We start from the raw sequence: 14,423 nt of genomic DNA on the forward strand, positions 1-14,423 counted from the left end.
TTTTGTTCACTAGCTAAGCTAGTTACTTAAAACTTTATTGATTACGTTTTGCTTGTTCAGTTTTCAAGGTTCATGTTTTGCTTTGTTTTAGCGTGTCACCGTGGCGACTTGTATAATACTACACCCTTATTTTTAAAAGGTCAACACTTTTTCAAAAAAAGTTTAACTTTTTTCTCGACATAGAATTACTTCCTATATTAATAATCAAAATAAACCTTTGACTACAAATAATATTTTCACCCTTAAGGTTTATGTTATACCACTAATTAAAATATAATTTTATCATATCTTACAAGAAAAAATTAATAGATTTTTTTGGATAGCAGGAAAAAAATCGATATTAAACCGATCTTTCAGTATGTAGATGCAGTTTTTTATATAAAGGTGAACTGGAATGAGGGGCACTACACTCCTAAATGGAGTCAACGACTTTACTTGATTTCAAAAAAGACTATAGATAAACTCAAAAGTTTGAGTTTATCTATAGTCTTAAACTGAATTTTATAATGGGAAAAAGAATGGGATAGTTATCATCATGACAATAAACATAACAATTTGTAACGGTATCCCTATTCTTACAAAGTCCATAAATTTATAGCCCCCAGCTGTCATTACCAGCGCATTAGTTGGGGATGCAATTGGTGTGGCAAACGCCATACTCGCGGCTACTGCTACTGCAATCATAAATGTTGTAGGATTAACCTCCATTGCTATTGCAGCACTCATAGCTATTGGTGCAAACAATACAGCCGTCGCCGTATTACTAATAAATTGTCCAAAGACAGCTGTCAAAATATAAACACCTATGAGGACACCATAGGGACCATAGTCACCAAGAACTTTAATAATCCCGTCAGATAATATAGCCATGCCTCCTGTTTTTTCTAACGCTGTCGCCATTGGTAGCATAGCGGCCACTAGCACTATACTTTCAAAATTCATATTGCTATACGCATCTTCCATGTTCCGTAAGCAACCAGTTAATATCATTAAAACGGCACCAATCATAACAGAAATAACAGCAGGGAAAATTTCAAATGCCATTAACATAATCATAAACAGCATAATAATCCCCGCAATACCAGCTTTTCCTGTTGCCGCTGCTACACTCGCGTGTTCTTTTGGCTGACCCACAACCACAACATCTTGGGTCTCTCTCGCTAATAAAAGAATTTCATCCCAAGCTCCTTGCACTAAAATAGCGTCTCCAAATTTCAACTTATGCGAAACCATGTCTTGGAGTTTATAACCACCCTTACGATTAATACCAATTATATTTAGATTGTATTTTTCTCTAAACCCTAACGAACTAACTGTTTCATTGATAAAGCTTGAATTTGGCGTAAGCAATACCTCTGCAATACCGAGGTGCTTCGAAACCAATTCATCAGCTTCCCCTTCTACTAATCCTTGCATCTCGAGGTGATAATCCTCAACAAAGTGACGAATATCCGCTTCTTCCCCTTGAACATACAGCTCGTCCTTTGCATGAATCACACTTGTGGGACCAGCCATTTCTTGATACGTCATAGGTAGTAAATTGATACCTTCTTGTGACTTGCGATGAATTTTCATCATACAGAGCGTGTACTTGGCTGGTAGCTTTAACTCTGCTAACGACGTTTCAATAATAGGTGATTCTTCTGGAACAGAAATTTTGAATAGTCGATTATTTAAATCATATTGCTTTATGATTTTCTTGGGTGAAAGCTTATAGCCCTCATTTGTTTGCGTACGATGTTGATCTTTCGGTAACAGAATATTGCGCACAAGTACTAGATAAGCAATTCCTGCAATCATACCCACTATACCAATTGGAGTTATCTCAAAAAATCCAAGTTTGCTATATCCTCTATCTACCAATAACTGACTGACAATTAAATTGGTTGGGGACGCAATCAACGTCATAAGACCCGATAGACTAGCTACGTATGAGAGTGGCAATAAAAATTTAGAAGGGCTGACCTTCATACTAATCGCTATACTTACAACTATTGGCATCATTAATGCGACAGTACCTGTATTGCTCATAAATGCACCGACAGATCCAACAATGATGAGTAGTAATACAAATAGTTTCAACTCACTATTGCCCGACCATTTAAGTAATAACTGTCCTGCCATTCCCGCAAGACCTGTGCGTAATATTCCTGCACCCACGACGAAAAGCCCTGCAATCATTAAAACTACAGAGTTTGAAAATCCAGCTAATGCCTCTGTGGGCGTTAGAATATCTGTAATAACAAATGCTAAAAGTGACACAATTGCTACAAGATCTGCTCGTATTTTATTGGTCACAAATGCGAAAATTGTTGCACCTAAAATAAGAAATGTTAATGTAAGCTGCACATTCATGAATTCCTTTCTAACATTAATCATTAAAATTTTTGACAGCAAAAAAGCCGTCACCATTGCTATTTCTATTATAGCTTACGAATGGCTAGAAATAGTAAAAGTCACCATCTTTTCAAAATTAAAATAAGTGTGGCATGCAACCACACTTTTATTTCTTATATAGATGATGTTCTTTAATATAGTCATAACAAGCATTGGGCAAAAGATATCTTGGCTCTCCACCCATCGCAAATTCTTCCCGAATATAGGTAGAGCTAATTTCCATGGCTAAGCCCTTATCAATAAGATGAAATCTCCCATCATCATTATTTCTTAAAATCGGGGATCGGCTAATTGTTGATAGCATATCAACCCCATGCCTCGCCATAACTATGAATTTATTTTCGGTAACTAATGCGTCTCCCTTTTTCCATAGTCCTGCTCCAATGTCTACTAATAAATCTGCGCCCATAATAAAGTGGATTTCATCTTCTGGATGTTTTTCCCTAAAGTATTTCATCGTGTCATACGTGTAAATATTCCATCCCTCTTGATCCATCTCATAGGAATCTGCTATAAAACGATCATCCTTAGCAATTGCTAAATGTAGCATATTCCACCGATGCTTATCTTCTGTTTTTATAGTTTTATCTTTTCGCTTATTTGAACAGGGTAAAAATATGACCTTATCTAATTTACAACGGTGTGCAACCGTGCTAGCAGTCCAAAGATGAACATTGGTGATAGGATCAAAGGATGAACCATAAATACCTATTCTCGCCATCGTATCTTCCTCCTGTCATTTTTTATCTAGTATCCATCTTCTTCGAAATTTTTTCTTTAATATCATGAATAATAGCTCTCTTGTGATCCCAGCAAGCCTGACTCAAATCAACTGGGTACTCTTCCGGGTTCATCGTTCGTTTGTACTCACACCATAATAATTTTAAATTTTTCTTTGCATATGCTTGTGTCTCTTGAATTGTAGGTTCCTCAAATACTACCTTCCCATTTTCTACAATGCTTTCATGTAACTCGATCGCTGTAAAATTCGTCACAAACTTAGTTATATACGTATGAACAGGGTGGAACATCTTTAATCGTTCTGTTTGCTGAATATTTTCCTCATCAAGGGCAATATAGTCACCTTCAGCATGACCATTCTCATTATTAACAATACGATAGACTCGTTTGCGCCCAGGAGTCGTCACCTTTTCTGGATTCGCAGAGATTTTTATAGTATCAACCATTTCCCCATTTTCATTTTCAATAGAGACTAACTTGTATACTCCACCTAAAGCAGCTTGATCGTAGGCTGTAATTAGCTTCGTGCCGATTCCCCAAGCATCAATTTTCGCCCCTTGAGATTTTAAATGCATAATAGTATATTCGTCTAAATCATTGGATGCCATAATTTTTGTTTCCTTAAAGCCTGCATCATCTAGCATTTTTCTTGCTACCTTTGATAAATAGGCTAAATCACCACTGTCTAAACGGATACCAATAAAATTAATTTGATCTCCCAATTCCTTCGCTACTTTGATGGCATTCGGAACACCTGACCGTAACGTATCATAAGTATCTACTAAGAATACACAGTCTTTATGTGCAGCTGCATATTTTTTAAACGCAGTATATTCATCTCTATAGGTTTGAATCATAGCATGCGCATGTGTTCCTGAAACTGGAATACCAAATAATTTACCTGCACGCACATTACTTGTTGCAGAAAAGCCACCGATATAAGCAGCACGAGTTCCCCAAATTGCCGCATCGAATTCGTGAGCACGACGGGTTCCAAACTCCATCACAACATCCTCACCCGTCACTTCTTTAATACGCGAAGCTTTCGTCGCGATTAGCGTTTGGAAATTAACAATATTTAGCAAGGGGGTTTCTATTAATTGCGCTTCAGCCAATGGTGCCTCGATTCGCAAAATAGGTTCATTGGCAAAAACCAACTCTCCTTCTCTCATCCCCCTTATAGTTCCTGTAAACTTTAGATTCTGGAGATAGTGGAGAAATTCCTCTGGATAGTTCCCTTCTTCACGCAAATATTCAATATCACTTTGAGAAAAACCAAAGTTATTAATAAACTCCATTACTTTTTTTAAGCCAGCGAATATCGCATAACCATTGCCAAATGGAAGTTTTCTAAAATACAGCTCAAAAACAGCCTTTCGTTGATGAACCGCGTCCTTCCAATAGGTCTGAACCATATTTATTTGGTATAAATCGGTGTGTAACATGAAACTATCATCTGCGTATTTCACGTCATTTCCCTCCATTCTTTACTATCAAATAACAGAGGCACCAAGTGTATGCTCAAAATGACTTAAAGCCCACTCATGTCCTGTTTGATTAAAGGATGCGACAGCGTTTTTATGAATGACAAGATCGAACCCTTTATTATAAGCATCTACAGCCGTATGAAGAACACAGATGTCTGTACAAACACCAATTAAATGAAGCTCTGTAATTCCTCTTTCACGCAATTTCAACTCCAAATCTGTCCCTGCAAAGGCCGAGTAACGAGTTTTATCTATATAATAGACATGTTCCAATTCTTGCTTACCTTCGTACAATGTTTTTAAAGCCCCGTATAAATCTCGCCCTTTGGTATGACGAATATTATGTGGAGGAAATAGCTTTGTTTCAGGATGATAAACATCTTCTTGCTCATGAACATCTATAGCGAATACTGTGAACTCATTATTTGAGATAAATTCACTTGTTAAATTAACAATCGCCTGCTCAAGCTGTTGTCCCGGCTCCCCACAAGTTAGAGCTCCATCAGTTGCAACAAAATCAACAGTGTAATCAATATTAATTAATGCTCTCTTTTTCATCGTTTTATCACTCCAATTTTTAATTAGTAATACTTAAATTACAAATTACTGTTTTTAAAGTTATCAGGAAAGACGAATCTTTCCTAATGATAAATCGATTCCACTACTTCAAAATCATTAAAAGTATACAGCTGTGATGGCCTAAACGAATTACGCTTTGTTTTCTTCGGTTTTCCTTCCACATCCACTACTTTTTCGATAAAAGGTAGTTTAGGTGCTTTTGTAAAAAATACAGAATCATTAGCGATTCGTGGATCGTCTTCAACTGTCAGTAGTACCCGTTGTAATTCTGATAAGGTAAACTCTTGTGGTAAAAAATTTTTAGCAACGGTTGTTTGCACCATGTCTTTTTTAATAAATTCGAGTGCATCTGCAATGATTTTACGATGATCAAAGGCTAGTTGAAGTGTAAATACATTTTCAATATCAAATAACTCTACATCATCTGCATCATCATTTGCTTGTCGCTGTTCCATATGCTCCTCAGGAACAATCGCATAAAAAGCATTTGAAATCATCCAGCCACGAGGATCTCGGTTGATATCATCGTAAACACCAAAGTGCTGAACATGTAACCCTTCTACATTCGTCTCTTCTTTTAACTCTCTTTTTGCTGCAATATAGGCTGATTCCTTTTGATGAGCATCTACAAACCCACCCGGAAGCGCCCATTTTCCACCTTCAATATTGGCATTTCCATCAGCATCTTTAGCAGCACGCTTAATTAACATAATTTTAAGTGTCATGTTCGGCGGTGCCTTTTCTTCTGTTTTCTCCGAAGTAATCGTAAAAATTGCGATATCTGCTGTGTATCCATCAGGTGTTTTATATTTTGAAGAATCATAATGCGCTAGCATTTCTTCTTCCGTCCGAAATTTTGACATCATATAACCCCTTTAATCATTACAAGGTTTCAGTAATTTGTAATCAATGAATTACTATTTAATTGAATTATAAACCCCTACCGAAAAAAATGCAACCTATTTATTTAGTACCTCAAAGAGCTATTATCATCAGATTTTTTTAATCAAAATAAAAAAGCATAAATAAAGCTTTTATGCCTTATTTATGCCCATTTACTTTATTGTTCTTTCAGCAAAATTCCATTTTGTACAACAACTTGCCCATTTTTAATAACTGTATTTGTATGGTTCATGCCATAGAAGTATTGTAATTGCTTATAATTAGCAACATCTAAAATAATAACATCCGCTTTTTTATCCACTTCAAGGGAACCTATTTGTTCGCCTCGATTCACTGCATACGCGGCATTAATTGTTGTTGCCGTTAGTACCTCCTCTAGTGTCATTCCCATATGCATGCAAGCTAAATTCATTATAAATGGTAGACTCATAGTCGGAGATGATCCTGGATTAAAGTCCGTTGAAATGGCTACAGGTACCCCTTCATCAATCATTAGACGGCCTCTTGCGAACGGAGCACGTAAAAAGAATGCAGTTCCTGGCAGCAAGACAGCAATTGTACCCGCTTCAGCCATTTTTTGAATACCTTCATCAGAGGCTACTAACAAATGCTCTGCCGAAATGGCTCCCACTTCTGCAGCAAGTTCAGCACCTTTATAAGGCTCAATTTCATCGGCATGTATTTTCGGTGTTAATCCAAGGGCTTTCCCAGCCTCTAAAATACGCTCAGATTGTTCTGGTGTAAAGACACCTTTTTCACAAAATACATCATTAAATTCAGCCAGTTCTAACTCTGCAACTTTTGGTAGCATTTCATGAATCAAAACATCCACAAACTCATCCTCACGCCCTTTATAGTCGCGAGGTACTGCATGTGCACCCATAAAAGTACTAATAACATCCATATCATGCGTTGCTTGCAACTTTTTCGCTACTTCAAGCTGCTTCTTTTCCGTCTCCCAATCCAATCCATAGCCTGATTTGGCTTCAACGGTTGTGACTCCATGCTTTAAAAATATATCTAAGTGCTTCCTTGTTTTTTCATACAACTCATCAAAGCTAGTTTCTCGTGTACGCTTTGTTGTAGCGTGAATGCCACCACCCGTATTCATAATTTCCATATAGGTAGAACCATTGAGCCGCATATTAAACTCTTCTTCACGGGTTCCTCCATGTACGAGATGTGTATGACAGTCCACTAACCCTGGCATAACGACCTTACCAGAAGCATCAATTGTAGTAGCCTTCTTCACTAGTTCAGGAAAATCTACCTCTAATTGCTCTAAAGCACCTACAGCAACAATTCGATCTTCTTCAATAAGAACACTACCATTTTCCACTATAGCAATTTCTTGCATTTGCTCCTTTGTGCGAGGTCCTCGTACATTATTTTTTAATGTAATCACTTCATTAGCATTTTTAATTAAGACAGTCACTTTACATCATCCTTTAACATTGGTATTTGCACACCTTTGTTTTTAGCTGTCCGAATAGCAATGTCATAGCCTGCATCTGCGTGACGAGCCACACCCATACCAGGGTCTGAAATTAATACGCGTGCAATTTTCTCTGCTGCTAGCTCCGATCCGTCCGCTACTAACACTTGCCCTGCATGCTGTGAATAGCCCATACCTACGCCACCACCATGGTGAACACTTACCCAGCTGGCGCCGCTTGCTGTATTAACTAGCGCATTTAAAATCGGCCAATCCGATACTGCATCTGAACCATCCAACATCCCTTCTGTTTCACGGTTTGGCGAAGCAACAGAACCTGAATCAAGATGATCACGACCAAAAACAATTGGAGCTGATAACTCACCATTCGCTACCATTTCATTTACTTTTAACGCAAAGCGATGACGGTCGCCATAGCCTAGCCAACAAATACGTGCAGGTAATCCTTGCCATTTAACCATTTTTTGTGCCATATCGATCCAATTAACTAGACCTTCATCTTCAGCGAACATCTCTTTCGCAAGTGCATCCGTTTTATAAATATCCTCAGGGTCTCCCGAAAGCGCAGCCCAGCGGAATGGCCCTTTCCCTTCACAGAACAACGGACGAATATAGGCTGGTACGAAGCCTGGGAAATCAAAAGCATTGGTTACGCCCATTTCTTTAGCATAGGCGCGAATATTATTGCCATAATCAAACACCTCTGCACCAGCCTCTTGGAACTCTAGCATTGTACGAACATGCTCTGCCATAGTTTCCTTAGCTCTTCGTTCATATGTTTTTACATCTGATTTACGAAGTGCTAATGCTTCCTCAAATGTCATGTTATTCGGTATATAGCCATTTATCGGGTCATGTGCAGAGGTTTGGTCTGTGACAAAGTCTGGAATGATCCCTCGATTCAACAGTTCACGATTGACGTCTGCACAATTTCCAACAAGGCCAATCGAGGCTGGTTCTTTTTGGTCACGTAATTTATTTACTAATGCAACCGCTTCATCCACAGTTTCTACAAGATAATCACAATAGCCCTCTTTTATTTTACGTTCAATGCGGGCACGCTCTACTTCTACAACTAGAATGACAGCGCCAGCCATTTTCCCCGCTAGAGGTTGTGCACCACTCATCCCACCCATACCACCTGTAAGGATGAATTTACCGCGTAAATCTGCAGAGCCAAATACTTTTTTCCCTGCTTCTACGAAGGATAAATAAGTACCTTGTAAAATACCTTGTGCGCCGATATAAATCCAGCTTCCAGCAGTCATTTGACCATACATCATTAAATCTCGATCTTCTAATTCATAGAAATGGTCCCAATTAGCCCACGCTGGTACAAGATTGGAATTGGCAATTAAAACACGCGGAGAATGTTCATGTGTACGGAATACAGCTACGGGCTTCCCTGATTGGATCAATAATGTCTCATCATTCTCTAGTTTTTTTAATGAAGCAATAATTTGCTCATAACTTTCCCAATTACGAGCTGCCTTTCCAATACCTCCGTAAACAATCAGCTCATCTGGATTCTCCGCTACTTCAGGATCAAGATTGTTCATCAGCATGCGCATCGCTGCTTCCTGTGTCCATCCTTTACAAGTTAGTTGATTCCCATGTGGTGCACGAATACTTGTTTTAAATACCATAAAAAAACACGCTCCTTTAAAATGATAAATACATTAATAATAAATAAAACTGAATATTCAGACATCAAAACGAATAATCCCTTATAAAGCAGAGGCGACTTAGAAAACCAAGTCTCGCCTCAGCTCTTCCAACTTAAAATCTTTTAAGCAACTTTACATATATTCCTTTACTAGAGCATCACTAGTTAATAAATACTCCGCCAACGCCTCAATTTCATCACCGATCGGCTGATCTGCTAATAGCGGTGGACAAAACTCACGAACTTTCTCTAAATACTTTCGTGTGGTTGGTGATAATTGTTCCTCCGCTTTATCTAAATAAATAGCCTGTGATGCACAAATCATTTCTATCGCTATAACTAGGGCAGCATTTCGGACAATCTGACGTACTTGACGAGCAGAAGTTGTCCCCATACTTACATGGTCTTCCTGATTCCCTGATGTAGGAATTGAATCTACACTAGAAGGATGAGCCAACACTTTATTTTCTGAGACAATGGATGCTGCTGTATATTGAGCAATCATCAGACCGCACTCAATCCCGGGGTTTGTCGCTAAAAATGGTGGTAACCCTTCATTTAATTGAGGATTCACCATTCGCTCTGTACGGCGTTCTGAAATATTAGCCCATTCACTTACCCCAATTTTTAAAAAGTCCATCGCTAAAGCAATTGGTTGACCATGAAAATGGCCACCTGATAGTACTTCACCGTTTTCTAAAACAATCGGATTATCGGTCGTGGCGTTCATTTCCGTTTGTACTCGGTTCTCCGCGTAAAAGAAAGACTGCCAGGAAGCACCGTGCACTTGTGGAATACAGCGCAGTGAATATGCATCCTGCATACGAATTTCTCCTTGCTTTGTCACTCGCTTACTTCCCTCAAGCCACTTACGAATACGACCGCCAACAAGCTCTAACTCAGGATGTGGCCTTACCGCTAAAAGGGCTGGGTCAAACGCAGATGTGATTCCCTTCAATGCTTCTAGTGTTAAACTAGCAGCCATATCCGCCGCAAGCCCAATTCTTTCAGCCTCATTAACGGTTAAGACACCGATTCCTGTCATAGCCTGTGTACCGTTTACAAGTGCCAGCCCCTCTTTAGCTTGTAGTCGAACAGGTGATAATCCCGCTTGCTGTAACGCCTCACTACCACTCATCACTTCTCCATTAAACTCAGCCTTACCTTCTCCCACTAGGACTAAAGCTAAATGTGATAATGGCGCTAAATCTCCACTTGCTCCAACCGAACCTTGTGACGGGACAATTGGGTGTACGCCTTTATTAATAAAATCTAATAAAAGCTGTACCGTTTCCTCACGAATACCTGAAAATCCACGAGCTAAGGCATTTGCACGTAAAACCATCATGGCACGTACAACATCAGTAGGAAACGGCTGGCCCACACCTGTTGCATCCGATCGTAATAAGTTCAGTTGCAATAGCTCAATATCGTCTTCCTCAATTTTTATATTGCTTAGTTTGCCAAAACCTGTATTCACACCATAAATCGTTTGTCCCTCCGCTAAGCGCTTTTCGATCCGTTCCCTACTTAAACGAATACGTTCTATACTATCTGTAGCAAGTGCAACTGTTGCATGCCCTTTAGCGATTTCCTCAATTTGTTGTCTTGTTAATGTATTGCCATCAAGCTCGATGATCGACTTCACATGACATCCCCCTATTCCCTTTATGGCTTATGTAAAATTCATTTTAACGTAATCACTAAAACATCCGCATTCAACTACTTTAAGCGTTTACATTGTAAATGAGTGTCCTGCTGAATGATGGTTAATTACTCTATTTCCATTGTACTAACTACCTTTTTCAGAATATAGAGAATTTTAAAAGAGAAAACATGATTTTTTTCAGATTCCTATGTTATTTTTAATAATATAATCGTATTTTTATATGAAACTAGAATATTATAAGCGAGGTTAGATGTTATGAAGCTGTTATTAATCGATCGAGACCCCACTGAACTAGCAGGCATTAAGTGGTTTTTACATACCTATTTTCCAGGCGATGTTCTCATTGACATGTGCACGACTATTTCAGATGTACCTCAATACATCCGTCAATTTGAACCGGATGCCATACTGTTAAATATCGACATGATCCCTAATAATCGCTTAACTTCTCTTTATCGAGATCTACAAAAACTTGCAGGTGCTATTTTAGCCGTAACAACAGAACCCTTATTTAAAAACGCATTGAAAGCCATTGATTTACAGGTAGCTCATCTGTTTGTAAAGCCCATTGATTTAGAAGTATTAAAGCAAAAACTGACAGGCATTTCCTTGCGCTCACCACAAAATACAGATTATGCCCAGGAGGCTGCAAATGAATCATTTTATAATCATTTATTTTTGGATACGAAATCAAACTCTATTGAAACTGGCATTTACTTTACAATAATTGAACCTGAGCACACTGAAACCTATAACAAGCTTTACAATTGGCTTCAACAAACATCTATTCACTTCCATATGAAAACCTATCCTTTATCGAATAGAATCGTCTGCCTTTTTCAAACGCAAGACATAAAGCTGGTAGAGAAGGATGTACGTACTCTTATGAAGGAATGGCGTTTGTTTAGCAATAGTTCTTTAAATATCGGGATATATGATGGACCGACTACAAGCATTAAAAATATGTATACATTAACAAAGCGTACACTTCATCAAAGTTTTTACGAAGGATTCGGGCATATTTTTTACGCAAGTAAACAATTTGAAATACACCCCTTCGATCCATTACTAACACCAGAGGAACAACAATTATTAATAAGTAGCCTGGAGGAGGGTAATCTCGAAGCCGTAAAAACATTTTTATATCGACTTTCTAATGAAGGCATCTATTACGAGCAGGATGACCTACGCATCCATCTAACAAGTGTGTTAGCACAAATTCGGCGCTTTATGTTGAAATATAAACTACACGAAAAAGCAGTCATTGAACAAAACTACCGCCAGCTATTCCATTTAATTATTGAGCATCCTATTTTTTATACGATTCTCAATGGCATTATTTCTTTCACACAGAGATTAATAGAGCTATCCCGTGAAGCCCGCATGGAGAAAAGAGCCGATTATGTTGAGCTCGCTTTAGAAATTATTGATCAGCAATTTAAAGATAGTTCCTTGTCTCTTCCCTTTGTCGCCCGTAAGCTTGGCATCAGCCCCAATTATTTAAGTACGATTTTTTCGAAGAAACAGGGCTTGCCATTTAAGCGCTATATACAGCAAGTTAGAATTCAAAACGCTAGTAAGATGCTAGTAGAAACAGATTTTGCAATTAGTGAGATTGCTCATTTAAACGGTTTTGATGATCCAAATTATTTTATTAAAATATTTAAACAACAAATCGGTATGACTCCCCATCGATACCGAAAAAACTAAAAAGAATGTTGCATATAATTTTCAATTAGTTATTTTCATTTTCAATAAAGGCTTGTGTTATGGGTGTTAATTCTTTTACTTCTTTTCTTTTACAGTATAAATACTGTTTATATATAGTTTATTTAACAAGAAATTTAGGACGAGGATTAAGCATAAATAGGCTCTTCGGTGCATATATTTATATTTTATATCTTACTATAAAAATTCTTTAACGATAATTATTATAATGTACTAGCAATTCTATTTTATATTTGTTATAGTTATAGACGAAGAGTTTGACTTATATTATTTTCAGGAGGTAACTAATATGACAAACGCAAATGATCGTAGCCGTCGTTTTACAACAGCAGGTGGTGCTCCAGTAGTAAGTAACCATGACTCTATGTCAGCAGGTCCACGCGGCCCTCTATTACTTCAAGATGTATGGCTAGTTGAAAAATTAGCAAACTTCAATCGTGAAGTAATCCCTGAACGTCGTATGCATGCGAAAGGTTCAGGTGCATTTGGTACTTTTACTGTAACGCACGATATAACTCAATATACAAAAGCTAAAATCTTCTCAGAAGTGGGCCAGAAAACTGATATGTTCGCACGATTCTCCACAGTTGCTGGTGAGCGTGGTGCAGCAGATGCTGAGCGCGATATCCGCGGCTTTGCCCTTAAGTTCTATACTGAAGAAGGCAACTGGGATTTAGTAGGAAACAATACACCAGTATTTTTCTTCCGTGATCCACTACACTTTACAGATTTAAACCACGTGGTCAAACGTGATCCACGTACAAATATGAAAAACGCTAATTCTAACTGGGATTTCTGGACTCTATTACCAGAAGCACTTCACCAAGTTACAATTGTAATGTCCGACCGTGGTATTCCAACTGGTTACCGTAATATGCACGGATTTGGTTCTCACACATATAGCTTTATCAATGCTGATAATGAGCGTGTTTGGGTTAAATTCCACTTCCGTACAGAACAAGGCATTAAAAATTTAACAGGTGATGAAGCAACTGAGGTAATCGGTCAAGACCGTGAATCTTCACAACGTGATTTATATGAAGCCATCGAAAAAGGCGATTTACCTAAATGGAAAATGTATATTCAGGTTATGACAGAGGAGCAAGCTCGTGAGCTACCATACAACCCATTCGATTTAACAAAAGTATGGTATAAAAAAGATTTCCCATTAATTCCTGTAGGTGAGTTTGAGTTAAATAAAAACCCGGACAACTACTTTGCAGAAGTGGAACAAGCTGCCTTTGCACCATCTAACATCGTCCCTGGTATTAGCTTCTCACCAGATAAAATGTTACAAGGTCGTATCTTTGCCTATGCGGATGCACAACGCTACCGTTTAGGTGTAAACCACTATATGCTTCCTGTTAATGCACCAAAATGTCCATTCCGTACTTTCCACCGAGATGGCTCTATGCGTTTTGACGGCAACCTTGGATCAACACTAGGCTATGAACCAAATAGCTATGGTGAATGGGAACATAATTTAGACCATAAAGAGCCTGAGTTACACATCGATGGTCATGCAGGAATTCATGATTTCCGTGAAGACGATAGTAATTACTTCGAGCAACCAGGTAAACTTTTCCGCCTAATGACTGCGAAAGAACAACAACGTCTATTTGAAAATACGGCTAATGATATGGCTTCTGTTGAGGAATTCATCAAACGCCGTCACATTCTTCACTGCTATTTAGCTGATCCAGCATATGGTGAAGGTGTTGCAAAAGCAATGGGTCTTTCATTAGAAGGTATGGATCTTACAAATCCATACGTAAAACAACCAACAAACGTTTAATA

10 protein-coding genes are annotated in these 14,423 nt (G+C 38.3%); 2 read left to right on the forward strand and 8 right to left on the reverse strand.

Annotation, left to right across the window (positions count from 1 at the left end):
* Positions 1-501 precede the first annotated feature (501 nt).
* From AC1Q6O_RS20025 to hutH, 8 genes are all read right to left on the reverse strand, one after another.
* Complete coding sequence (locus tag AC1Q6O_RS20025; protein WP_089986939.1) at positions 502-2,355, reverse strand: SLC13 family permease; 1,854 nt, start codon at positions 2,353-2,355, stop codon at positions 502-504.
* A 148-nt stretch (positions 2,356-2,503) separates the two neighbouring features.
* Positions 2,504-3,118: a nicotinate-nucleotide adenylyltransferase gene (nadD, locus tag AC1Q6O_RS20030; RefSeq protein WP_089986936.1), complete on the reverse strand. Its 615-nt coding sequence runs from the start codon at positions 3,116-3,118 to the stop codon at positions 2,504-2,506.
* 22 nt (positions 3,119-3,140) lie between these two features.
* On the reverse strand, positions 3,141-4,622 hold the full coding sequence (locus AC1Q6O_RS20035; protein ID WP_090003039.1) for a nicotinate phosphoribosyltransferase: 1,482 nt from the start codon (positions 4,620-4,622) through the stop codon (positions 3,141-3,143).
* Between the two features lie 9 nt (positions 4,623-4,631).
* The gene (locus AC1Q6O_RS20040; protein WP_036220239.1) at positions 4,632-5,183 is read right to left on the reverse strand and encodes a cysteine hydrolase family protein; all 552 of its coding nucleotides are present in this window, start codon (positions 5,181-5,183) and stop codon (positions 4,632-4,634) included.
* A gap of 83 nt (positions 5,184-5,266) precedes the next feature.
* On the reverse strand, positions 5,267-6,067 hold the full coding sequence (locus AC1Q6O_RS20045) for an NUDIX domain-containing protein (RefSeq protein WP_089986934.1): 801 nt from the start codon (positions 6,065-6,067) through the stop codon (positions 5,267-5,269).
* Between the two features lie 197 nt (positions 6,068-6,264).
* Positions 6,265-7,542, reverse strand: coding sequence for an imidazolonepropionase (hutI, locus tag AC1Q6O_RS20050; protein WP_089986933.1), 1,278 nt, complete (start codon positions 7,540-7,542; stop codon positions 6,265-6,267).
* Positions 7,539-9,209 (reverse strand): urocanate hydratase, encoded by a 1,671-nt coding sequence (hutU, locus tag AC1Q6O_RS20055; RefSeq protein ID WP_089986932.1) that lies wholly within the window; start codon positions 9,207-9,209, stop codon positions 7,539-7,541. Before hutU ends, hutI begins: the two co-directional genes overlap by 4 nt.
* A gap of 153 nt (positions 9,210-9,362) precedes the next feature.
* A complete protein-coding gene (gene hutH / locus AC1Q6O_RS20060; protein WP_089986931.1) occupies positions 9,363-10,877 on the reverse strand; it encodes a histidine ammonia-lyase in 1,515 nt (504 codons plus the stop codon).
* A 276-nt stretch (positions 10,878-11,153) separates the two neighbouring features.
* Here hutH and AC1Q6O_RS20065 point away from each other — a divergent pair, with 276 nt between their 5' ends.
* Both AC1Q6O_RS20065 and AC1Q6O_RS20070 read left to right on the forward strand, forming a co-directional pair.
* A complete protein-coding gene (locus AC1Q6O_RS20065; RefSeq protein ID WP_342550682.1) occupies positions 11,154-12,608 on the forward strand; it encodes a helix-turn-helix domain-containing protein in 1,455 nt (484 codons plus the stop codon).
* A 307-nt stretch (positions 12,609-12,915) separates the two neighbouring features.
* Positions 12,916-14,421, forward strand: a complete 1,506-nt coding sequence (locus tag AC1Q6O_RS20070) for a catalase (RefSeq protein ID WP_492402050.1) — start codon at positions 12,916-12,918, stop codon at positions 14,419-14,421.
* The last annotated feature ends 2 nt before the right edge of the window (positions 14,422-14,423 follow it).

The organism is Lysinibacillus sp. GW823-FHT06C08, assembly GCF_058795135.1.